Source organism: Streptomyces sp. NPDC026417, assembly GCF_055567695.1.
Map to the genome: position 1 here is coordinate 193,834 of NZ_JBVHPY010000018.1, position 22,705 is coordinate 216,538.

18 protein-coding genes are annotated in these 22,705 nt (G+C 72.9%); 5 read left to right on the forward strand and 13 right to left on the reverse strand.

Going from position 1 to position 22,705, the window contains the following annotated elements; translation table 11 throughout:
* Positions 1 to 78: 78 nt before the first annotated feature.
* Positions 79 to 1,413 (reverse strand): geranylgeranyl reductase family protein, encoded by a 1,335-nt coding sequence (locus ACZ4NT_RS26995; RefSeq protein WP_121405423.1) that lies wholly within the window; start codon positions 1,411 to 1,413, stop codon positions 79 to 81.
* A gap of 48 nt (positions 1,414 to 1,461) precedes the next feature.
* Between ACZ4NT_RS26995 and ACZ4NT_RS27000 the strand changes: the two genes are divergently transcribed.
* Together ACZ4NT_RS27000 and ACZ4NT_RS27005 are read left to right on the forward strand one after the other, a co-directional pair.
* Positions 1,462 to 1,968 (forward strand): GNAT family N-acetyltransferase, encoded by a 507-nt coding sequence (locus ACZ4NT_RS27000; RefSeq protein WP_121405422.1) that lies wholly within the window; start codon positions 1,462 to 1,464, stop codon positions 1,966 to 1,968.
* Between the two features lie 82 nt (positions 1,969 to 2,050).
* Positions 2,051 to 2,389 (forward strand): PASTA domain-containing protein, encoded by a 339-nt coding sequence (locus tag ACZ4NT_RS27005; RefSeq protein ID WP_121405421.1) that lies wholly within the window; start codon positions 2,051 to 2,053, stop codon positions 2,387 to 2,389.
* On the opposite strand, the gene ACZ4NT_RS27010 is transcribed toward ACZ4NT_RS27005, so the two are convergent.
* The 5 genes from ACZ4NT_RS27010 to ACZ4NT_RS27030 form a co-directional block, all read right to left on the reverse strand.
* Positions 2,382 to 4,919 carry a zinc ribbon domain-containing protein gene (locus ACZ4NT_RS27010; protein ID WP_467728050.1) on the reverse strand — a complete coding sequence of 846 codons (2,538 nt, stop codon included), beginning with the start codon at positions 4,917 to 4,919 and terminating at the stop codon, positions 2,382 to 2,384. The genes ACZ4NT_RS27005 and ACZ4NT_RS27010 overlap by 8 nt on opposite strands.
* Before the next feature lie 143 nt (positions 4,920 to 5,062).
* Complete coding sequence (locus ACZ4NT_RS27015) at positions 5,063 to 5,758, reverse strand: demethylmenaquinone methyltransferase (RefSeq protein WP_121405419.1); 696 nt, start codon at positions 5,756 to 5,758, stop codon at positions 5,063 to 5,065.
* Between the two features lie 69 nt (positions 5,759 to 5,827).
* A complete protein-coding gene (locus ACZ4NT_RS27020) occupies positions 5,828 to 7,084 on the reverse strand; it encodes an acyltransferase family protein (protein ID WP_467728051.1) in 1,257 nt (418 codons plus the stop codon).
* On the reverse strand, positions 7,081 to 9,405 hold the full coding sequence (locus tag ACZ4NT_RS27025) for a bifunctional polysaccharide deacetylase/glycosyltransferase family 2 protein (RefSeq protein WP_467728052.1): 2,325 nt from the start codon (positions 9,403 to 9,405) through the stop codon (positions 7,081 to 7,083). The genes ACZ4NT_RS27020 and ACZ4NT_RS27025 overlap by 4 nt, the downstream gene beginning before the upstream one ends.
* Positions 9,406 to 9,424: 19 nt before the next feature.
* The gene (locus ACZ4NT_RS27030; protein WP_467728053.1) at positions 9,425 to 9,823 is read right to left on the reverse strand and encodes a hypothetical protein; all 399 of its coding nucleotides are present in this window, start codon (positions 9,821 to 9,823) and stop codon (positions 9,425 to 9,427) included.
* A 307-nt stretch (positions 9,824 to 10,130) separates the two neighbouring features.
* Here ACZ4NT_RS27030 and ACZ4NT_RS27035 point away from each other — a divergent pair, with 307 nt between their 5' ends.
* Complete coding sequence (locus ACZ4NT_RS27035; protein WP_467728054.1) at positions 10,131 to 11,156, forward strand: chitinase; 1,026 nt, start codon at positions 10,131 to 10,133, stop codon at positions 11,154 to 11,156.
* A 46-nt stretch (positions 11,157 to 11,202) separates the two neighbouring features.
* On the opposite strand, the gene ACZ4NT_RS27040 is transcribed toward ACZ4NT_RS27035, so the two are convergent.
* The 5 genes from ACZ4NT_RS27040 to ACZ4NT_RS27060 all read right to left on the reverse strand — a co-directional run bounded on the left by ACZ4NT_RS27040 (position 11,203) and on the right by ACZ4NT_RS27060 (position 16,612).
* On the reverse strand, positions 11,203 to 11,649 hold the full coding sequence (locus tag ACZ4NT_RS27040) for an imidazolonepropionase-like domain-containing protein (protein ID WP_121405414.1): 447 nt from the start codon (positions 11,647 to 11,649) through the stop codon (positions 11,203 to 11,205).
* Positions 11,650 to 11,656: 7 nt separating this feature from the next.
* Complete coding sequence (mqnC, locus tag ACZ4NT_RS27045) at positions 11,657 to 12,856, reverse strand: cyclic dehypoxanthinyl futalosine synthase (protein WP_467728055.1); 1,200 nt, start codon at positions 12,854 to 12,856, stop codon at positions 11,657 to 11,659.
* Between the two features lie 71 nt (positions 12,857 to 12,927).
* Positions 12,928 to 13,671, reverse strand: a complete 744-nt coding sequence (locus tag ACZ4NT_RS27050) for a prepilin peptidase (protein WP_121405412.1) — start codon at positions 13,669 to 13,671, stop codon at positions 12,928 to 12,930.
* Positions 13,672 to 13,897: 226 nt separating this feature from the next.
* Complete coding sequence (locus ACZ4NT_RS27055; RefSeq protein WP_467728056.1) at positions 13,898 to 15,697, reverse strand: serine/threonine-protein kinase; 1,800 nt, start codon at positions 15,695 to 15,697, stop codon at positions 13,898 to 13,900.
* 66 nt (positions 15,698 to 15,763) lie between these two features.
* The gene (locus tag ACZ4NT_RS27060; protein ID WP_467728057.1) at positions 15,764 to 16,612 is read right to left on the reverse strand and encodes a menaquinone biosynthetic enzyme MqnA/MqnD family protein; all 849 of its coding nucleotides are present in this window, start codon (positions 16,610 to 16,612) and stop codon (positions 15,764 to 15,766) included.
* Positions 16,613 to 16,968: 356 nt separating this feature from the next.
* On the opposite strand from ACZ4NT_RS27060, the gene ACZ4NT_RS27065 reads away from it, so the two are divergent.
* Entirely contained in the window at positions 16,969 to 17,172 is a 204-nt protein-coding gene (locus ACZ4NT_RS27065; RefSeq protein ID WP_010986243.1) for a cold-shock protein, read from the forward strand.
* A 109-nt stretch (positions 17,173 to 17,281) separates the two neighbouring features.
* Here the strand turns inward: ACZ4NT_RS27065 and ACZ4NT_RS27070 are convergent, their stop codons facing one another.
* Positions 17,282 to 19,225 (reverse strand): AMP-dependent synthetase/ligase, encoded by a 1,944-nt coding sequence (locus ACZ4NT_RS27070; RefSeq protein WP_121406377.1) that lies wholly within the window; start codon positions 19,223 to 19,225, stop codon positions 17,282 to 17,284.
* A 180-nt stretch (positions 19,226 to 19,405) separates the two neighbouring features.
* Positions 19,406 to 20,683 (reverse strand): acetyl-CoA C-acetyltransferase, encoded by a 1,278-nt coding sequence (locus tag ACZ4NT_RS27075; protein ID WP_467728058.1) that lies wholly within the window; start codon positions 20,681 to 20,683, stop codon positions 19,406 to 19,408.
* Positions 20,684 to 20,767: 84 nt separating this feature from the next.
* Here ACZ4NT_RS27075 and ACZ4NT_RS27080 point away from each other — a divergent pair, with 84 nt between their 5' ends.
* Positions 20,768 to 22,090, forward strand: a complete 1,323-nt coding sequence (locus tag ACZ4NT_RS27080; protein ID WP_121405408.1) for a 3-oxoacyl-ACP reductase — start codon at positions 20,768 to 20,770, stop codon at positions 22,088 to 22,090.
* The last annotated feature ends 615 nt before the right edge of the window (positions 22,091 to 22,705 follow it).

The window sequence follows — 22,705 nt, forward strand, 5'->3', positions numbered from 1 at the left end:
GGCGGGTCGTGCCGGGGCGGGCGGGCCGGTGTTGTCCGGGAGGCCGGTGTTGTCCGGGAGGACCGGCTCAGCGGGCGGTCACGCCTTGGGCGCGACCTTCGACAGGCCGTTGATGATCCGGTCCATCGCGTCGCCGCCCGTCGGGTCGGTGAGGTTGGCGAGCATCTTCAGCGTGAACTTCATCAGCATCGGGTGGCTGAGACCGCGCTGCGTCGCGATCTTCATGACCTTGGGGTTGCCGATGAGCTTCACGAAGGCGCGGCCCAGCGTGTAGTAGCCGCCGTAGGTGTCCTTGAGGACGCGCGGGTAGCGCTGGAGAGCCAGCTCGCGCTGGGCCGGGGTGGACCGCGCGTGCGCCTGGACGATGACGTCCGCGGCGATCTGGCCGGACTCCATCGCGTACGCGATACCCTCGCCGTTGAACGGGTTCACCAGGCCGCCCGCGTCACCGACGAGCAGCAGGCCCTTGGTGTAGTGCGGCTGGCGGTTGAAGGCCATGGGGAGCGCGGCGCCGCGGATCGGGCCGGTCATGTTCTCCGGGGTGTAGCCCCAGTCCTCGGGCATCGAGGCGCACCAGGCCTTCAGGACCTCGCGCCAGTCCAGCTCCTTGAAGGAGTCGGAGGTGTTCAGGACGCCGAGGCCGACGTTCGACGTGCCGTCGCCCATGCCGAAGATCCAGCCGTAGCCGGGCAGCAGCCGGTCCTCGGCGCCCCGGCGGTCCCACAGCTCCAGCCAGGACTCCAGGTAGTCGTCGTCGTGCCGGGGGCTGGTGAAGTACGTACGCACGGCGACGCCCATCGGACGGTCCTCGCGGCGGTGCAGGCCCATCGCCAGGGACAGCCGCGTCGAGTTGCCGTCGGCCGCGACGACGAGCGGCGCGTGGAAGGTGACCTCGCGCTTCTCCTCGCCCAGCTTGGCGTGCACACCGGTGATCCGGCCGGTGCGGTCGTCCAGGATCGGAGCGCCGACGTTGCAGCGCTCGTACAGCCGCGCACCGGCCTTCTGCGCCTGCCGGGCCAGCTGCTCGTCGAAGTCGTCCCGCTTGCGGACGAGTCCGTAGTCGGGGAAGGAGGCGAGATCCGGCCAGTCCAGCTGGAGCCGGACACCGCCGCCGATGATGCGGAGACCCTTGTTCCGCAGCCAGCCGGCCTCTTCCGAGATGTCGATACCCATCGACACGAGCTGCTTGGTGGCGCGCGGGGTGAGGCCGTCGCCGCACACCTTCTCCCGCGGGAACGCGGTCTTCTCCAGCAGCAGGACGTCGAGTCCGGCCTTCGCCAGGTGGTACGCGGTGGCGGAACCGGCTGGCCCGGCCCCGACGACGATGACATCGGCGGTGTTTTCGGAGAGGGGCTCGGTCACGGCGGGTTCTCCCCAAGGTTCGGAATCTGCGTGCTGACGGGCACTGGACATGGGCAGTCTATGCAGCGGTACTGATCACCCGGCTGAAGGGCTGCCCCCGTGAACCGAGCTCTCCCCGTAGTACAGCTGCGCGTGCCCACCGACGAGGACGCCTTCGCCTGGCACCGGATCTTCGCCGACCCGGAGGTGATGGAGTTCCACGGTGGCAGGGCGGCCGAGTTGTCGGTGTACGAGGAGCTGACCGCGCGGCAGCGCCGGCACGACGCGGAGCACGGTTTCTGTCTGTGGACGATGACCGGCGCGGACGGCGAGGTGCTCGGCTTCACCGGCGCCCAGCCGTGGCCGCACGAGTGGGGGCCGCGGGGCGAGATCGAGATCGGCTGGCGGCTCGGCCGCCCGTACTGGGGCCGGGGGTACGTCACCGCCGCCGCGCGCACCACGCTCGACCGGGTGCGCACCGCGGGCGTGGCGGGGGTGGTCGCCATGGTCGACGCGCGCAACGAGCGCTCCATCTCGGTGACCAGACGCCTCGGCATGGAGCCGGCCGAGCGGTTCACGACCCCGGTCTCGCGGCGGGAGGGGCACTGCTACCGGCTGGCTCTGTGACCGGCGGCCCCCGGCTCCCCGACGGCTTCCCCGGGGGCACGGCCCGGGCATACCCTTCGGGTACCGCTGGGGGGTGACGTCTGTGCGCCTGACACCCGGGACACCCGAAGTGCGCGTTCCGCGGCTCGTCGGCCTGATGGCCGTGGACGCGCGCGAGACGGCCGAGGCACGGGGCTTCCTGCTCGTCGCGCCCGACCGGCCCGACTTCCGTCTCGCCGTCGTCGACTACGTCGTCCGCCAGTACCCGCCGCCCGGCTCGACGATCCCCCGCGGGGCCGTGGTGACGGTGTGGTGCGAGTTCGCCGAGGGCGAGGGCGGCGGGGGGACGGGCGTGCGCGAGCCGCGTCGGCCCGGTCCGCCGCCGGGCGGCCTGCGCCGCGAACTGGACGAACCGGGCGATCCGTTCGAGGTGCTCAGGTGAGTTCCCAGGACTCCAGGGCGACTCGGAAGGTCTCCGCGAGGTCGCTCTCCCACAGCTCGTCGTGGCCGACGATCATGATCGCGTACTCCGTGCCGTTGTCGGCGACGTAACCCTGGTCCTTCGCGTGGACGGTCCGGCCCGACTCGTCCGTGTACGTGTACTCCCAGATCGCGCCCGCACGCCCCTGGAAGGTGTTTCTCTCCAGCTTGATCCGCCGGTAGTCGGTGTCCTTCTTCTTCGCGGTCCTCTCCAGGGTCACGAAGTTGTCGTACGAGGTGTAGCCGGCGTTCGCGATCACGCCGACCTGGATGTGCTCCAGCCCGGTCGATCCCGCGTACGTCACCTGCGTGCCGTTCTTGACGCCCTCGCGCGCCCACACCTCGGGAACACCGAAGGAGAAGCCCATCGGGTCGGTCAGCCGGTGGTAGCCCTCGGGAAGTCCGGAGGCCGCCGTCGCTCCGTCCGCGGGGCCGTCGGACGGCTCCGGGGCGCCGGTGGCCGCCGCGGACGGGGTCCCGTGGCCGCCGTCCGTGGGCGCGGCGCTGGAGGTCGCCTTCGTCTGCGCCTTGTCCGAGGTGCCCTCCGACTCCTTGTCCTGCCAGACCAGCACGCCGGCCGCGGCACCGCCTCCGACGACGAACGCGACCGCGAGGGTGACCACCCAGACGAGTGCCCGGCTCCGGGGCTTCGGGGTGACGCCCGCGGAGGTGACGTAGGCGGCGGGGGCCGACGGAGCGGCCGGACCGAAGGGCGCGGCAGGAGTTGCCGGGGCGAAGGGCGCGGCGGGGGCCGCGGGCACGGCCGGGTCGGACGGCGCGGCGGGGGCCTGTCGACCGAGCCGCACCGTGTGGGAGCCGTCGGCCCCGGGTGCCGGCTCCCCGGGAACCGCGTGACCGGCGGGGACGTTCGGCATCGGCGGGATCGGCGGGGCGATGACGGCCGTGCGCGCTCCGGCCATCTGCAGGAGGTACGGCGCCAGGAAGGCCGCGACGAAGATCCAGAGCAGCCCGAAGAGCAGCGCGTCCGGGACGCTCACCCCGATGGCGAAGTGGCCGGTGAGGGCGTCCCCGGAACCGGAACCGGAACCGTAGTCCGAGCCGAAGCCGGACTCGCCGGACGGCCCGCCCGCCACCTGTGAGCCGAAGCCGCCGATCCCGGCCAGCAGCAGGAAGAGCCCGAAGAAGATCCCCGCCGCCAGCATCTGCTCGCGCCGGTCGGCGGAGCGCCGCGCGGCCAGCAGCCCCAGGGTCAGCGCGCAGACCACTCCCAGGGCCAGCGCACCCACGACCGCCCAGGAGTTGACGGCGTCACCGAGGTCGGAGAGACCGAAGGCACGGTGCTCGTACCCGCCGCCGTACGGCGTGCTTCCGCGCGCCTCGACCTCGACGGGAGCGCCCCAGGACAGGCCGAGGGCCAGGACCGCCAGGTTGGGCAGAAGGAGCAGCGCGATCAGCAGGGGCGACACACCGGAGCCTTCGAGGTCGGAGGCGTCGCCGAGGTCGTCCGCCTGCGCGAGGCAGACGAAGACGACGAGGGAGCACAGCGCCAGGACGGCGGCGAGCGCCCGCAGGGCGGTGCCCGTCGCCCGCACGAACGCCCGCGCGCCCGGCCGGACGGCGAGCCGCTGGGCCAGGTCGTCGCGGTGCAGCAGCCCGCCGCCCACGGCGAGACCGAGCAGCAGGGCGCCGAGAGCGGCGAGCCACGGCGAGGACGAGATCTCCACCTCGCCCGCGACGGTCGGCTGCGCGAACAGCGCGACGACGAGCACGGCGCCGGTCACGAGGAGCGCGACCCGCAGCGCCGCTTCGAGTCCGGCGGTCGGGCCGTGCGGAGCCCGGATGGCCAGGCGCGTGCGGAGCATCCGGACGCCCACGGCGTACGCGGCGATCCAGAGCGCGGTCACCGTCAGCGGGATGAGCGAGAGCTGTCCGCCGCCGCCGAGTTCGGAGGCGAAGTCGCTGCCGTCCCCTCCCCCGAACAGCGAGTCGGAGGCCTCCTTCACCTCGAAGCCGCCCCCGAGCGCCTGGAGCAGGACGGCCAGGGCGATCCGCATCCGGTCGCCGAACCCGACGACCACGTCACCGTCCTGCCCGTACGACGGGATCGCCAGGGCCACCGCGGTGACGAGCAGCAGCCCGACCGGCCAGAGGGCGGCCTGCGCGGAGCCGGCCCAGTCACCGCGGAACGCCCGGCCGAGGAAGGCGCCGAGAGGGGACGGACCGGCGGGCACGGGGGCGTGCGCGGGCGGTGGTGGCGGACCCGGCGGCAGGCCCCCGGGAGCGGAGGGTGCCCCGGACGCGGCCCGGGCGGGCAGGGCCGGAGCGGCGGGCGCCGGAAGAGCGGGCGGAGCGGCGGGCGGCTCGGGCGGCGCCCCCGGTGCCGGGGCGCCCGGCACGGCCGGGGCCTCCGGCGCGGTGCCCTCCGACGGCGGGCCGGCGATGGGCACCGGGACCTGCTCACGGCCGCACTTCATGCAGAAGCGCGCCTCGTCGGGAGCGGGGGCCCCGCAGTGCGGGCAGTACGACGCCATGGGAACGCTCCGTCATTCAGAGAACTCGTGCCGTGACCGGACGAAGTCAGGCGTAAGGAACGGACACGAGTTTCCCATTGACCGGTTCCCGTCAACGCCCCCCTCGTACGGGTGAATTGACGTACTCCCGGCTGACGGTGTGTTCAGCCCTGCTTGTAGCCCCGGTGCAGCGCCACGACCCCGCCCGTCAGGTTCCGCCAGGCGACCTTCGACCAGCCGGCCTTCTGCAGCCGCTCGGCGAGGGCCGGCTGGTCCGGCCAGGCGCGGATGGACTCGGCGAGGTAGACGTAGGCGTCGGGGTTGGAGGAGACCGAGCGGGCGACCGGCGGCAGCGCGCGCATCAGGTACTCGGTGTACACCGTCCGGAAGGGGGCCCAGGTGGGGTGCGAGAACTCGCAGATCACCACGCGCCCGCCGGGCTTGGTCACCCGGTACAGCTCGCGCAGCGCGGCGTCCGTGTCCTGCACGTTGCGCAGCCCGAAGGAGATCGTCACCGCGTCGAAGGTGTCGTCCTTGAAGGGCAGCTTCGTCGCGTCGCCCGCCGTCAGCGGCAGCCAGGGGTTGCGGCGCTTGCCGACCTGGAGCATCCCCAGGGAGAAGTCGCAGGGGACCACGTAGGCGCCGGTGCGGGCGAAGGGGAGGGAGGAGGTGGCCGTGCCGGCCGCCAGGTCCAGGACCTTCTGGGCGGGGCGGGCGTCGACCGCCTTCGCGACCTCCTTGCGCCACAGCCGGGCCTGGCCGAGGGACAGCACGTCGTTGGTGAGGTCGTACCGTTCCGCCACGTCGTCGAACATCGAAGCGACTTCGTGCGGCTGCTTGTCCAGGGATGCGCGGGTCACGGGCCCATTGTGGCAGTACGGGCCGGGCGCGTCCCAGGCACCCGGCCCGTACGCCGGTCGGTCCGCCGCTCAGGGCAGCAGGCGCGGCCTCTTCTTCGCCGCCACGTCCTCCACCCATCCCACGAGCGGGAGGGCGACCCCGATGAGCGCCCAGCCGACGGCGAACACGAACCACTGGCTCTCCAGCGGCAGGTACGCCTCGAAGGCGGGCACCTTCCAGAACCGGTCGATCAGCGGGACCGCCAGCACCAGGGCGATCTCGTGCCAGAGGTAGATCGTCACCGCCCGCCCGTTGAAGACCGTCACGATCCGGTCCAGCCGCGGGAAGCGGGCGAGCCACGCGAAGTCCACGCCGTGACGGGCCTTGCCGTGCAGGAGCAGGGTGACGAACCCGGCCGACCAGAAGGCCTGCGCGAGCGGGATGTCGTCCAGGTCGTACGTGCCGGACTCCGCCTGGTGCGCGAGGGCGTACCAGCCGCCGTAGGCCAGGGCCGCCAGCGACAGCAGGACCACCGCGACGGGCCTGAGCCGCTCCAGGACGCCCTCGCGGTGGGCGAACCCGGCCAGCCAGCAGAAGAGATAGGTGACGAGGTCCGTCAGCGCACTGCCGAAGCGGTCGTCCGGCGGCTGCCACGCGTACCGGAGGACGAGGGCCGGCACCAGGGAGAGGAGGAGCACCGGGACCGGCGCCCTGCGGAAGACCTTCAGGAGCACCGGCGACAGGAGGACGAACCACAGGTACGTGCGCAGGTACCAGAGGATCTCCCACGCCTGCCGACCCCACGCGTCGCCCGGCGGGTCCCCGACCGGCACCACCCAGAAGACGATCTGCCATCCCGGCATCCAGCCGTGGATCAGCATGGCCACCACGACGAAGGCGCCCCAGAACCAGAACGGGGGCAGCAGGCGGCGCAGCCGGCTCCGGACGACCTGGAGCGGGGGGCGCTCCAGGGACCTGGCCATCAGAGTGCCGGCGAGCGCGAACATCACGCCCATCGACGGGAAGACCATGCCCGCCCAGGCCCAGCCGAAGGTGTGGTAGGTCACGACGCGGACCAGTGCGACGGCGCGCAGCGCGTCGAAGTAGCGGTCGCGGCCTCCCGTCGCCCGCGTTCCCGGCGCGGGCCCCTCCGCCTCCGGGGCGGCGGGCGGGGGGACCTCCTCTTCCGCGGCGGCGGGCGGGAGTTGCCGCGTTTCCCAGGGCGGGGGTTGCTCCGTGACGACGGCGTCGTACGGGCGCCGCTGCCCGTACTCCCGGCCCTGGTGGCCGTACCCGTAGCCCTGCCGGCCGTACCCCTGGTCCTGCTGTTCCGGGCCCCGGTTCATCGGCTCGCTCCGGTCGGGGTCCCTACCTCGCCGGTGCGCTTGAGCTTCTGCCAGCGGAGCCGGCCGCCGGTGAGGGCAGTGACACAGGAATGGATCAGGACCAGGTACATCATCTGGCGGTAGGCGAGCTGTTGGAGGGGGAGCATCGCGAGGTAGCGGTACCGCTCGCGGTCCAGCCGGAACGCGTAGGCCGCGCAGACCAGTTGGACGGCGAGGACGGCCAGCCAGGCGAGCAGCGCGGCCCGGAAGTCCACGAAAATCATCGAGTAGGCGGTGAACACGTCGATGAGCGGCGCGAACACCGGCGTGAAGATCTGGAAGAGCACGACGAGCGGCATGCCCACGCGGCCGAAGCGGCCCGAGGGCCCCTTGTCCGTCAGGGACGTGCGGTGCTTCCACAGCGCCTGCATGGTCCCGTAGCTCCAGCGGTAGCGCTGGCTCCACAGCTGCCTGAGCGAACCGGGAGCCTCCGTCCAGGCCTTGGCGTGCTCCTGGTAGACGACCCGCCAGCCCGCCCGGTGCATCGCGATGGTGATGTCCGTGTCCTCGGCGAGCGTGTCGTCGCTCATGCCGCCGGCCTCCAGCACCGCGTCCCGGCGGAACGCGCCGATGGCGCCCGGGATCGTGGGCATGCAGCGCAGCAGGTCGTACATGCGGCGGTCGAGGTTGAAGCCCATCACGTACTCGATGTGCTGCCAGGCGCCGATCACGGTGTCGCGGTTGCCGACCTTGGCGTTGCCGGCGACGGCACCGATCTCCGGGTCGGCGAACGGCTGGACGAGCTGGTGCACGGCGTCCGGCTCGAAGACGGTGTCGCCGTCCATCATCACGACGATGTCGTGGCGGGCGTTGCGCACCCCGTTGTTGAGGGCGGCCGGCTTGCCCGCGTTGTCCTGCCGGACGACCCGGACGTTCGGCATGCCGAGCGACTCCGCTGTCTCGGAGGTGCCGTCCGTCGAACCGTCGTCGACGACGATGATCTCGATCGGGTGGGTGCTCCGCGCCAGCGACCTCAGGGTGTTGGCGATGCACTCCTTCTCGTTGTACGCGGGCACGACGACCGTCACCGGGCGGGTGACCGTCGGCCCCCAGCTGAACCTGCCGCCCCGGCCCCGTCTCCTGTTGCGCAGCCGGTGGTGGCGGCGGGCCAGGACGAGCATCATGCCGAAGCGGCCCATGACGGCGACCCCCACCACGGCCAGGAACCAGGCGAGTGCGGGCACCACCCACTCGGCCACGGCGACGGCCGCGACGAGGGCCCTGCCCTCGTAGAGCATCGCGCCGGTGGCCGTCCGGTGGGCCGCCTGGTCCGCGTTCCCGGTGCCCGCTCGCTGCGTGCCGGGGTTCTGCTGCGGGGCTCCGGACTGCTGGCCGCCCTGCTGTCCTGCGGTCCCGGCGGCATCGGCCGAACGCCCGGCGCCGTCCTGGGCGTTCTGCCGGGCGAGCCGGGCCATGGCGCCGCTGACCGTGGTGAAGGTGTAGCCCTTCGCCTTCATCTTCTTGATGTACGTGTCCAGCGCCTCGACGGTCTGCGCGCGGTCGCCGCCCGCGTCGTGCATGAGGACGACGGCACCCTTGTTCTTCTTCGGCGTCGCCCACCGGACGATGTTCGAGACGCCGGGCTTCTTCCAGTCGTCGCTGTCGGTGTCGACGAAGACGCTGGTGTATCCCAGCCCGCCGATCTTCCGGTAGACGGGCCAGCTGTGGTTGTCGACCGCATTGATCTCCGAGGAGTACGGGGAGCGGAAGAGCGTCGTGGTGATGCCGGCCGCGCCCGCCAGCGCCAACTGGGTCTGCTGGAGCTCGCGTTCGAGCCGGGCGGTGCTCTGGTAGGAGAGGTCGACGTGCGTGAAGGTGTGGATGCCGACCTCGTTGCCCTGGCCGACGAGGTCGTTCACGACGCCGGGGTAGCGGGCGACCATCGAGCCGACCACGAAGAAGGTGCCCTCGACGTCGTTGTCCTCCAGCACCTTGAGGATCTCGGGGGTCCAGGTGGGAGTGGGGCCGTCGTCGAAGGTGAGCGCGATGGTCTTCTTCGGCATCGACGCGGTGCTCGCCGTGCCGTCGGTGAAGGAGAGCAGGGGCCCGCCGTCGAGGATCTTCTGCGGGACCTTGTCGTAGGCCGCACCGTCGCGCACCCGTGAGTCGTCGCCGATCTCGGAGCGCAGATAGCCGTCGAGCAGCATCACGCTGACAAGGCCCAGCAGAAGCAGCAGGGCGAGGATCACGCGTGGCCTCTGGAGGGCAGCGGCCCTTCCGGCCGCCCGCTCCATCCTGGTGGGGGCGCGTCGGCGACCGCGCGGGGACGTCGTCGTAGTCATGAGAGTGGGTGTGTTCCGGTCAGTTGGCGCCGGTCGAGGCGGACGCGGAGGAGGGGGACGGGGACGCGCCCGTGGCGGCGCCGGCCGACGAGGCGCCGCCCGGCAGGGCGGGCGGGGTGCCGAGGCCGCCCTGCGGCCGGGCCCCGCCGGGGCCGTGGTTCCCGGCGCCCGCCGGGCCGCCGCCGAAGGGCAGGAGCGAGGACGGGGTCAGCGAGCTGCCCCAGCCCATGAAGGCCATGCCGAGCACGACCGCGTACCCGAGGCAGACGACGCCCACGAGGGTGCCGACTCGGCGCAGCAGACGCGCTCTGCGCCCGGAGTTGTCCACGAACACGGGGCCCTCGGCGGACTCGTTGCCGCTCTTGCGGCGGCGGCCGCGCGAGGCGGCGCGGTTGTCGATGGCGGACTCGGATTGCATTCCCCGGATATTAGGAGTCCTTTATGTGGCCGGAACTCGGTATTTCATGTGAGGCGGCCATGAGAAAGCACCGACCCTGTCCTTCTCCTGAGAGACTAGAGAACCCGACACGCCACCCACCATGGGACGATATGCACCTTTCATGACGAATGAGCGACCGTTTCGCCCCTTTCACGGGCCCCGCACGCGGCATTTCTGCACGCCGCCTGTATTCGTGATTCACGGCCGGGTGTGCCACATTTCCTCCCCGGGAACTCACCTTTGTTTCCGTCCCGGGACAGAACTCACGAGAGCGGGTGCATGGGTTGTGCGGAGTTTCCCGAGGCCGGCCGCCGGGCTCGCCTGCCTGATCGCCCTGGCCTGCGCCGGATGTTCCGCGGGCGGGACCGACACGCCCGACGCACGGCCGGGATCCGGGACGCCGGCCACCCCGTCGACGGCACGGACGCACGGCTCGGGCCCTTCCTACGAGCCGTACGTCAGCGCCACCACCGCCTCCGCTCCGGACACCGCCGGCGCGCCGGCGACGTACAACCTGGCGTTCGTGATCTCCGACGGCAGCACGTGCACACCGAAGTGGAACGGGACGTACGCCCTGGGCGACTCGGCGGTGCAGTCCCGCATCTCCGCGCTCCGGAACTCCGGCGCGACGGTCCGGGTCTCCTTCGGCGGGGCGTCGGGCAAGGAACTGGCGGCCACCTGCGACAGTGCGGCCGACCTGGCCGAGGCCTACGGCGCGGCCCTGGACGCGGCCGGGGCGAGCCGGGCCGACTTCGACGTCGAGGGCGAGCAGCTGGCGGACTCCGACTCCGTCGCGCTGCGCTCCGAGGCCATCGCGCTACTGCAGAAGGAACGCGGCGACCTGGAGGTCTCCTTCACCCTGCCGGTGATGCCCTCGGGCCTGGACTCCGACGGCCTGGCGCTGCTGGAGTCCGCGAACGACCACGCCGTCACGGTCTCCACCGTCAACATCATGACCATGAACTACGGCAGTTCGTACGACGGTGACATGGGCGACTACGCCGAGACCTCGGCCGAGGCCGCCCACGGCCAGCTGGAGGAGGTCTTCGGCCTCTCGTCCGCGGACGCCTGGCGGGGACTCGCCCTCACCTCGATGATCGGCGTGAACGACGTCGACGGCGAGACGTTCACCCTCGCCGACGCGGCCCAGGTCCGCACGTTCGCCGAGGAGAAGGACATCGCGTGGGTGTCCATGTGGTCCACGTTCCGCGACCGGAGCTGCGCGGACGGGTCAGCGACCGCCGACGCGGCGACCGACTGCAGTGGTGTGCGGCAGAGTTCGGGGGCGTTCGCCGAGGCCTTCTCCGGCTGAGCGGCGCCCGCCCGCCCGGCGGCCGTCTTCCCGGCCGGGGGCGCGCTCAGCGGCGGCGGTGGACCAGACGGCCCGCGCAGACCGTGGCGAGGCAGGTGCCGTCCGGCGCGAACACGGCCAGGTCGGCCCGCCCGGACTCCCGGACGGCGACGGGCCGGACGTGCGCGAGGACGGCCACGTCGTTGCGGGAGGCCGCGGCGCGGAGGTCCGCCGAGTCGGCGTGCTCCGCGAGGACGGCGGTGGCACCCGACTTCAGCACCGCGTGGACGCGTTCCCGGGGCGACGGCGCCTCGGGCAGCGGCCCCTCGTGGACGAGGGCGGGCCCGAGGACCCCGGGCCACCGCCGGACCCGCGCTCCCGGGAACCGCTGAAGCAGCTCCCCGAGCGGACCGGTCCCGACGACGCGGTCGCCCTCGACGGCGACCGCGCCTTCCTTCACCGCATCCGCGTCCGGGCCGGCCCGCAGCTCGTCCGCGGCGTGGATCGTCAGCACGGCGCGATCAGTTGGAGGCCAGCAGCTTCAGCTCGGGGTGCGCGGTACCGCCCTCGATCGCGGTGGACGAGATGTGCGAGACGACGCGCTCGTCGACCGGGTCGTCCGCGGGGTCGTCGTGCACCACGATGTGCTCGTACGTCGTGGTCCGCTGCGCCGGCACGCGGCCCGACTTGCGGATCAGGTCGATGATCTCCATGCGGTTCGAGCGGTGCTTGGCACCGGCCGAGGAGACCACGTTCTCCTCCAGCATGATCGAGCCGAGGTCGTCCGCGCCGTAGTGCAGCGACAGCTGGCCGACCTCCTTGCCGGTGGTGAGCCAGGAGCCCTGGATGTGGGCGACGTTGTCGAGGAACAGCCGGGCGATGGCGATCATGCGCAGGTACTCGAAGAGCGTGGCCTGCGTGCGGCCCTTGAGGTGGTTGTTCTCGGGCTGGTAGGTGTACGGGATGAAGGCCCGGAAGCCGCCGGTCCTGTCCTGCACGTCACGGATCATGCGCAGGTGCTCGATGCGCTCGGCGTTCGTCTCGCCGGTGCCCATCAGCATGGTGGACGTCGACTCGACGCCCATCCCGTGCGCGATCTCCATGATCTCCAGCCAGCGCTCGCCGCTCTCCTTGAGCGGGGCGATCGCCTTGCGCGGCCGCTCGGGGAGCAGCTCGGCACCGGCGCCGGCGAAGGAGTCCAGACCCGCCGCGTGGATCCGCCGGATCGCCTCCTCCACGCTCACCTTGGAGATACGGGCCATGTGCTCGACCTCGGAGGCGCCGAGGGAGTGGATGACCAGCTGCGGGTAGGCCTGCTTGATGGCGGAGAAGTGGTGCTCGTAGTACTCGACGCCGTAGTCGGGGTGGTGCCCGCCCTGGAACATGATCTGCGTGCCGCCGAGTTCGACCGTCTCCGCGCAGCGGCGCAGGATGTCGTCGAGGTCGCGCGTCCAGCCCTTGGCGGTGTCCTTGGGGGCCGCGTAGAAGGCGCAGAACTTGCACGCCGTGACGCACACGTTCGTGTAGTTGATGTTGCGCTCGATGATGTACGTCGCGATGTGCTCCGTGCCGGCGTACCGGCGGCGGCGTACGGCGTCGGCGGCGGCGCCCAGTGCGTGCAGCGGCGCGTCGCGGTAGAGGTCGAGCGCCTCTTCGGGGGTGATCCGCCCACCCTCGGCGGCACGGTCGAGGACGGACTGAAGGTCGGCCTTCTCGGTCACCGGGTGTGTCCCTTTCGTAAGGGTGTGGACGGACCGAACCAGCCTACGCCAGCCCTGCCGGGGACCCGACGTCAGGCCGCGTAGGCTCCGATCAGCAGGCCCACGAAGGCGCCCGCGACGAGGAACGGGCCGAAGGGCATCGACGTCCTGCGCCCGGCGCGCCGCACGACGACCAGCGCCAGCCCGTACAGCCCGCCGAACAGGAACCCGGCGAAGGTCCCGAGGAACACCACGCTCCACCCGTACCAGCCGAGCACGGCCCCGAGCCCGAGCGCGAGCTTCACGTCCCCGAACCCCATCCCTTGCGGGCTGACGAGGAAGAGCACGAAGTACGCGCCGCCGAGCGCGAGCGAACCGAGCAGCGCCGTCCGCCAGTGGCCCGCGTGTTCGGGGGCCAGCGCGGCCGCGCCGAGCAGGGCGAGCGCGGCCCCCGCGAGCGGCAGCGTGAGGACGTCGGGCAGCCGCTGCACCCGGAAGTCCACGACGGCGAGCAGCACGGCGGGCGGGGCGAGGAGCAGCCAGGCGGCGAGCTCGGGGCGGGTCCCGGTGGCGAGCGCGAGCGCGGCGCACACCAGGGCGGTCGCGAGGCACACGGCGGCGGTGCCGGGCCCGTAGCGGTCGCCGCCCGTGCAGCGCGCCCGGCCGAGCCAGCCGCCGGCGACACCGGTGATCGGGTGTCCGTCGGGGCAGCGGTCGCGCCAGGGCTCGTCCGGTGCGACGGCGAAGCGGTACGCGGCCCGCGGCACCAGCAGCCCGGCGGCCGCGCCCCACCCGGCGGCGATGGCGGTCAGACCCGCGTCGAGATCCACCCGCACACCCTACGCAGCCGGGCGGCACGGCGGCAGTGAGCGGGAGTTCGGACCGCACCCGGCCCAAGCGGCCTCATCTCCGGGGCAGTTGAGGCATCGGGGACGGCCACGCCGGGCCCGGGAGCCGTACCCGTTCGTCCGGGCCGCGGGCCCGGCCGCGACGCTCGCCGGGACGGCGCCGCTCGCCCGGGACCAGCCGGCGCAAGCACCCCGACGGCCCTGCCGGCGTCCGTTATTTGACCTTGGACATCCGCGCGGTGGGGTTGCCCGCCGCCTGGTTGTCCGTCTCGTAGGCGAGGTCGTCCCCGGTCGGCGTCAGCCGCACCTCGTGCCTGCCCGTGGTGCACTGCGAACCGTTGGACTTCTCGGCCACGCTGGTGGCGACGAGCCGCTTGGCCGTGACCTTCTCCAGGACGAGGACGTCGTCGCAGACCCCGCCGAGCTGGTCGGTCTGGCGGAACGTGCCGAACTTCTCGCCGACCTCCGCCTGGCGCACGGTGACGCGGATCGTGCCCGCGGCGAGGGCGCCGTCGAGCGCGAGGGCGTCCCCCTCCCACGTGCCCAGGTAAGAGGAGGGGATGACGGGCGCCTTGCCCCCGGCGTCGGGTTCGCTCGCCGTCGCCGAGGGACTGCCGCCGTCCGCCGTGTCGTCGCGGCCCGAGCCCTCGCCCTTGATCAGCGGGAACAGGAACGCCGATCCCACCGTGACCGCGGCCAGCGCTCCGGCGACCGCCAGCGCGACCGTGCAACTCAGCCTCCTGCCACGCCCGTTCGCCCCGGGCGCGGAGGTCGCGGCCACGCTCACCGAGAGCTTGCCCGGGTGCGCGTCCTGCGGGGGCCGTACGGCGTCCTGGGGCGTCGCGGAGTCCCGTGCTCCCGGGGGGCTCGGTGGCCGCGGAGGGCGCGGAGCCGGCAGATGTGCGGACCCCGGCATGGCGGGCGCCGGCCCGAACACCCCGGAAGGCGGCGGCCCGAACTGCCCGCCGGCCGAGGAGGATGTGACGCCCGCGGCCGCCCCGGTCTCCCGGGCGGCGCCCGGCTGCGCGGCCGGGTGGACACCCGCGCCCGGCACGGCACCCGACGTCCCGGCCACCGACGGGCTGGTGAAGCCGACGAGTCCCGAGGGGGCGTCCCCGGCGGCCTCCAGATTCAGCAGCTGCACGGCGCTGCGGCTGACCTGCTCCACGAGCGGTCCCGGCAGCCAGCCCGCAGCCACCAGCCGGGCCGCGCCCTGCGGGGCCAGCTGCCGGGCGACCTCCTCCGGGGCCGGGCGGGCGCCGGGGTCCTTCGCCAGGCAGCGGGACACCAGCTCCCTCAGCTCGCCCGCCAGTTCGCCGAGCACGGGCTCCTCGTGCACCACCTTGTAGAGGAGGGAGGCGGACGAGTCGCCGGGGAAGGGCGACGTCCCCGTGGCCGCGTACGCGAGCACCGCGCCCAGGGAGAAGACGTCCGCGGCGGAGGCGACGCCCCTGCCGAGGATCTGTTCCGGCGACATGTAGCCGGGCGAGCCGATCGACACACCCGTAGAGGTCAGGGAGGCCGTGCCGTCCGTGGCCCGGGCGATGCCGAAGTCGATCAGCAGCGGACCGTCCAGGGTGAGCAGGACGTTGGACGGTTTGACGTCGCGGTGGACCAGTCCCAGCGCGTGCACTGCCGCCAGCGCCTCGGCCAGGCCCGCGCCGAGGACGCGCACGGAGTGCTCGGGCAGCGCGCCGCCGTCCGCGACGGCGCCCGCGAGCGAGGGCCCTGCCGCGTACCCGGTCGCGACCCAGGGCACCGGTGCCTCCGGGTCGGCGTCCAGCACGGGGGCCGTCCAGGCGCCGCCGACGCGGCGCGCGGCGTCGACCTCGCGCCGGAAGCGGGCCCGGAACTCCTCGTCGAGCGCGAAGTGCGGGTGCACCATCTTGACGGCGACCGTCCGGCCGCCCGCGCTGCGGCCCAGATACACCCGTCCCATACCGCCGGAGCCGAGCCGGCCGAGCAGCCGGTAGGGACCCACGACGGTGGGCTCACCCGCTTCCAGCGGCTGCATGGCGCCCACCCCTCCCCCGTACGCAGTGCGTTCCCCAGCAGGGTAGTGCCGCCGGGCCCCGCGGCCTCAGGGCCTCAGCAGCTCCACGGTCACGTCGGCCGGGAATCCGGTCGTGGGTCCGACCCGCCGGGCGAACTCCGTGACGGCCTCCAGCTGGGGCCCGCCGAAGCGGAAGTCCAGCGTCGTGAAGTACTGCTCCAGGACCTGCTCGTCGAAGGCCTCCCAGCGGGCCGCCTGCTCGGCGACCTTGCCGACCTCGTCCAGGGAGAGGTCGCGGGAGGCGAGGAAGGCCTCGTGCACCTTGCGGGTGACGACGGGCTCGCGCTCCAGGTAGTCGCGCCGGGCCGCCCACACGGCGAAGACGAACGGCAGGCCCGTCCACTCCTTCCACAGGGCGCCGAGGTCGTGCACCTCCAGTCCGAACTTCGGGCCGTCGAGGAGGTTGGCGCGCAGCGCCGCGTCGCCGATGAGGACGGCGGCGTCGGCCTCCTGCATCATGAGGCTGAGGTCCGGCGGGCACGTGTAGTAGGACGGCCGGACGCCGACCTTCTCGGCCAGCAGCAGCTGGGCCAGGCGCACGGACGTGCGCGAGGTCGAGCCGAGGGCGACCCGGGCACCGTCCAGTCGGTCCAGCGGGACCTGCGAGACGATCACGCACGACATCACCGGTCCGTCGCAGCCGACGGCGATGTCGGGGAAGGCGACCAGGTCGTCGGCGTGCTTGAGGAACTCGACGAGCGTGATGGGCCCGATGTCGAGATCGCCCTGCACCAGCTTCTCGCTGAGCTTCTCCGGGGTGTCCTTCGTGAGCTCGAAGTCGAGGAGCGTGCCCGTTCTCGCGAGCCCCCAGTACAGGGGCAGGCAGTTCAGGAACTGGATGTGGCCGACGCGCGGCCGGGTGCGAGAATTGTCCACATCGCGAGGCTAGCCCCCATGCGGTACGGTGCAGGCTCCGGGTCCCCGAGTGGTTCCAGAAACCCTCCGGACCCCTTGTGTCAACCCTCGCGACAGCGAGTCGGACACCGTGACGTCAACCCCGACCGGAGAGCGGTCAAACATCCGGGTGACGTGATCTATGCCTCTATTGCTTTCGGCTGCCCGCATGCTAGGCTCGCCGCAAGTTGCAGTTTGGTTTCCCTTGCAGTACAGAGCCTGCGGAGCATGTGACCGCGGGCTCTCGTCGTTTTCAGACGAATGCAGTTGTTAACACGCAGTTGTTTACACCTTGCAGGTTCTGGAGCAGGGCAACCCTTTGGGCCCAAGGAGGGCTTATGGCTACCGGAACCGTGAAGTGGTTCAACGCCGAAAAGGGCTTTGGCTTCATTGCCCAGGAAGGCGGCGGCCCGGACGTCTTCGTCCACTACTCCGCCATCAACGCGAGCGGTTTCCGCTCTCTCGAAGAGAACCAGTCGGTTTCCTTCGACGTCACCCAGGGCCCGAAGGGTCCGCAGGCGGAGAACGTCACCCCGCTCTAAGCCTTCGGCTCCATGAGCCCAATGCTTTGATCCGGAACTGAAGAGCAGTACCCAAGGAGCCCCGCACCAGCCTGGTGCGGGGCTCCTGCCTCTGTCCGGCGCCCGCCGGTCACCGCTCGTACATCGCCTCCACATGACGGGAGAAGTCCCGCAGGATCGCCTCGCGGCGCAGTTTCATCGACGGCGTCAGATGTCCCGACTCCTCCGTGAAGGCGCCCGGCAGGATGGCGTAGCGGCGGATGGACTCCGGGCGGGAGACGAGCTTGTTGGCCTCGTCGACCGCGCGCTGCAGGACGGCGTGCAGGTCCGGGTCGTCGAGCAGGAGTTCCGGCGGGACGCCGTGCTTGCCGTTCATCTGGCGCCAGTGGGTGATGCCCTCGGGGTCCAGGGTGACAAGGGCGGTGACGTAGGGGCGGCGGTCGCCGAGGACCAGGCACTGCGCGATCAGGGGATGGGCGCGGAGCCAGTCCTGGAGCGGCGCCGGGGCCACGTTCTTGCCGCCGGCGGTGATCAGGATCTCCTTCTTGCGGCCGGTGATCGTCAGATAGCCGTCGTCGTCGAGTTCGCCGATGTCGCCGGTGGCGAACCAGCCGTCGGGGGCGGCCGGGACGACGCCTCCCGCGTGCGGGTCCCAGTAGCCGCGGAACAGCTGCCCGCCGTTCAGGAGCACTTCGCCGTCGCCCGCGATGCGCACCCGGGTGCCGGGCATGGGCCGGCCGACGGTGCCCAGCCGGGGCTTGTCCGGCGGGGTGACGGTGGCGGCCGCGGTGGTCTCCGTCAGGCCGTAGCCCTCGTAGATCTCGATGCCCGCCCCCGCGTAGAACGCGGCCAGCCGGCGGCCGAGCGGGGAGCCGCCGCAGATCGCGTGCCGGACCCGGCCGCCGAGGGCGTTGCGGATGCGGCGGTAGACGAGCGGGTCGTACAGGGCCCGGGCCGCCCGCAGGCCCGGGCCCGGGCCGGGGCCCGTCCCGTGCTGCCGGGCCTCCAGGGCCTCGCCGTAGCGGCGCGCGATGCCCGCCGCGCGGTCGAAGGAGGCACCGCGGCCGAGCTTCTCGGCGGTCGCCCGGCCGGTGTTGAAGACCTTCTCCAGGACGTAGGGGATGGCCAGCAGGAACGTGGGCCGGAAGCTCGCCAGGTCCGCGAGCAGATCCTCGGTGCTCAGGCTCGGGGCGTGCCCCAGCTTCACCCTCGCCCGCAGGCAGGCGATCGCGACCATCCTGCCGAAGACGTGCGAGAGGGGCAGGAAGAGCAGGGTCGAGGCGGCGTCCGAGGTCTTGGCCTTGAAGACGGGGTAGAGCAGCTCGATCGCGTTGTCGATCTCGGCGAAGAAGTTGCCGTGGGTGAGGGCGCAGCCCTTGGGCCGGCCGGTGGTGCCCGAGGTGTAGATCAGGGTGGCGAGGGTGTCCGGGCCGAGCACGCCCCGGCGGACGGCGACCTCCTGGTCCGGAATGTCCCGGCCCAGCTCGGCCAGCCGCTCCAGATGCCCCTTCTCGAAGACCCACATGTGCCGCAGGTCGGGGATCCGGTCCAGTTCGGGGCCGAGTGCGGCGGCCTGGCCGACGGTCTCGGCGGCGAGGGCCACGGCACCCGAGTCCTGGAGGATCCAGCGGGTCTGGAAGACGGAGGAGGTCGGGTAGACCGGGACGGTGACCAGACCGGCCGCCCAGGCGGCGAAGTCGAGGAGCGTCCATTCGTACGTCGTCCGGGCCATGATGGCCAGGCGGTCGCCCGGTACCAGGCCCTCGGCTATCAGCCCCTTGGCGACCGCGAGCACCTGGGCGGCGAACTCGGCCGCGCTCACGTCGCTCCAGCCGCCGTCCGGGTTCTTGCGGCTGAGGACCGCGTCACCGGGGGCAGCGCCCGCGTTGTCGAACGGGATGTCCGCGAGCGAACCGTGGGTGACCGGGGCGACGAGCGGCGGCATGGAGGCCTCGCGCACGACGCCGTCCAGCCGCTTGATCTCCGGTTCCGGCAACGGCGGGCGGGACGCGTACAGGCTGGACACGGGGCGGCTCCTTGACTGCGGGGACCCCGGCCTGGCGAGGTCGCGCATCCTCATACGGCGTTGGGGGGCGGGGAGTTCATGCGGGGGCGGCGACGGCTTCCGGGGTGAGACGGGGATCGTACGGGGCTCGCGTGTGGGGTTTGTGGGCCTTTGGGGCGGGCGAGGTGCGAGTTACCGCCGGTAGGTGTGGGCTGCCGGCGGGGGCGGAAGGATCTCCGGCCGCGGCGGTCAGCGGCGCTCCAGGATCGCCGTCACCCCCTGCCCGCCGGCCGCGCAGACGGAGATGAGGCCGCGGCCCGACCCGCCCCGCTCGGCGAGGAGCGCGGCCAGGGTCGCGACGATGCGGGCGCCGGTCGCGGCGAAGGGATGACCGGTGGCGAGCGAGGAGCCGGCGACGTTGAGCCGGGCGCGGTCCACGGGGGCCAGCCCGCGCTTCTCCCAGGCGGCCAGCGTGGCGAGGACCTGGGAGGCGAACGCCTCGTGGATCTCGACGAAGTCGAAGTCCTCGATGCCGAGCCCGGCGCGCTCAAGCATGCGCGGGACCGCGTACGCGGGGGCCATCAGCAGCCCGTCCTCGCCGCCCGCGACATCACCCCCGACGAAGTCGACGGCAGCCGTCTCGTACGCCGTCAGGTGGGCGAGCGGCTCCAGCCCGCGCTCCGCGGCCCACGCGTCGCTCGCCAGCAGCACGACCGCCGCGCCGTCCGTGAGCGGCGTCGAGTTGCCCGCCGTCATGGTCGGTTCGGGGGCGTCGGTGCCGAACACCGGCTTGAGCGCCGCGAGTTTCCCGGCCGTCGAGCCGGGCCGCAGGTTCTGGTCCCGGTCGAGGCCGCGGTAGGGCACCACCAGGTCCTGGAGGAAGCCGCGTTCGTACGCCGCGGCGAGCCGCTGGTGGCTGGTGGCGGCGAGTTCGTCCTGCGCCGCACGCGAGATGCCCCAGGCGCGGGCGGTGACGGCGGCGTGCTCCCCCATCGACAGGCCGGTGCGCGGCTCGGCGTTGCGGGGGATGTCGGGGACGAGATGGGTGGGCCGGACCCGGGCCAGCGCCCTGAGCCGCGCACCCGCGGTCTTCGCGCGGCGCGCCTCCAGCAGGATGCGGCGCAGCCGGTCGTTCACGCCGAGGGGCGCGTCGCTCGCGGTGTCGGCGCCGCCCGCGACGGCCGACTCGGTCTGACCGAGGGCGATCTTGTTGGCGGCGGCGATCACCGCCTGGAGACCGGTGCCGCAGGCCTGCTGGATGTCGTACGCGGGCGTGCGCGCGTCCAGCCGCGAGCCGAGCACGGTCTCGCGGGCGAGGTTGAAGTCGCGGCTGTGCTTGAGGACGGCTCCGGCGACCAACTCGCCGACCGCGCCCGGCTCCTGGAGCCCGTGGCGCTCCGCCAGCCCGTCGACGGCCGCGGTCAGCATCTCCTGGTTGGAGGCCGTCGCGTACGGGCCGTCGGAGCGGGCGAAGGGGATACGGGTACCGCCGACGACCGCGACGGGCCGCGCCACCGTGGGACTCATCTCGACCTTCTCCTGACCCTGACGTAGCCTTACCACCGGTAACCTTACTCTGGAGTAAAGTAACGTCCCCCCGGGAGTTGGACAATGGCCGACCGCTATCTGGGCTTCGCCGGTACCGCGCCGGGCCGCTTCCTGACCCGCAGGCTCGGGCTGCCGCAGCCCGCCGCACTGCACCGCTGGTCCGCCGAACGGCCCGTGCTGGACGGCCCGTTGCTGCACCTCACGGCGGGGAAACCGGGGCTCGACCTGGGCGGGCTGCCGGAACGCACCGGCCTGCGGGTACGCACGGAGGCCGACCGGCCCGCGGCCCTCCTCCTCGACGCCACCGGCGTCGCCGACGTCGACGCGCTCGCCGAGGTGCACGCGGCTCTGCACCCCGTGGTCCGGTCGGTCGCCGGCAGCGGGCGGGTGGTCGTGCTCGGTGCGCAGCCGGACGCCGCCGATCACCACCAGGCGGCCGTCCAGCAGGCGTTGGAGGGGTTCGTGCGCTCGCTGGGCAAGGAGATCGGACGGGGCCGGACGGTCACGCTGGTACGGGTCGCCGGCACCGGGGCGGGCACGGCCGGCGCCCTGGAATCGACGCTGCGCTTCCTCCTCTCCCCCCGTTCCGCCTATGTGAGCGGGCAGGTGATCGAGGTCGGTGCCGGTGAGGTGACGGGGCCCGAGGACTGGGCGAGGCCGCTCGCGGGACGGACCGCGCTCGTCACGGGGGCCGCGCGCGGTATCGGCGAGGCGGTCGCCGGGACGCTGGCCCGCGACGGGGCCCGGGTGGTGTGTCTGGACGTGCCCTCGGCGGAGGCGGATCTGACGCGGGTCGCCGAGCGGCTCGGCGGGAGCGCGCTCGCCCTCGACATCACCGCGGGGGACGCGGGCGCCCGGATCGCCCGGGCGCTGCCGGACGGTCTGGACGTCCTCGTCCACAACGCGGGGATCACCCGGGACCGGCGACTCGCCAACATGCCCGCGGAGCGGTGGAGTTCGGTGCTGGAGGTGAACCTCGCGAGTGTGCTCCGCACGACGGATGCCCTGCTGGAGGCGGGGACGCTGCGCCGCGGCGGGCGGATCGTGGCGACCGCGTCCATCGCGGGGATCGCCGGGAACGCGGGGCAGACCAACTACGCCGCGAGCAAGGCGGGCGTGGTGGGGCTGGTCCGGTCGCTGGCGCCGAGGGCGCTGGCCGAGCACGGGGTCACGGTCAACGCGGTCGCCCCCGGGTTCATCGAGACCCGGATGACGGCCGCGGTGCCGCTGCTGATCCGGGAGGCGGGGCGGCGGATGAACTCCCTCGGGCAGGGGGGCCTGCCGGTCGATGTCGCCGAAACCATCGCCTACTTCGCCCATCCGGCGTCCGGGACCGTGAACGGGCAGGTGCTGCGGGTGTGCGGGCAGAGCCTGCTCGGAGCGTAGGGCTTGCGCGCCCGGCCCACCCGGGGGCTCGGTCCCCGGGGTCGGCCTGCCCCGGCGTTCCGGCCGGCGCCGGGGGTGGGTTCGGTCCCCCGTGCAGAGCGGCACCCGGTGTTGCGGCCGGCGCAGGGGTGGGCCAACTCCCCCACGCTCATCAGCACCCCTGGTCCCGGCCGGCGCCGGGGTGGGACGGCGAGCCCGGCGCCGACGGGGTGCCGCCTGCGCCCACCCGTGCCGCCCCTTGCGGCACGCCTGCCCGCAGCCAAGACCGACCGGCCACGCCCCACCCCTCACCCGCCTGCCCGCAACCGGGGCGGCCGATCGGGGACCCACCCCGCGCCGCCTGCCCGCAGCCAAGACCGACCCGGCACGCCCCACCCCTCACCCGCCTGCCCGAAACCAAGACCGACCCGGCACACCCCACCGCCCACCCGCCTGCCCCCAGCTGGTATGCACGCAGCGCAATCCGTACGAGCCCGCAGCCGCCCTCCGGCGGAAGGGGCCGTGCCGGTACATCAGATGCCCGTCGAGACGGGGCCACACCCCACCGAGGAACGCTGGTGACGGACGGAGGTGCCCGACCAGCGACGGGCGGATGTACCGGCACGGCCCCGACCC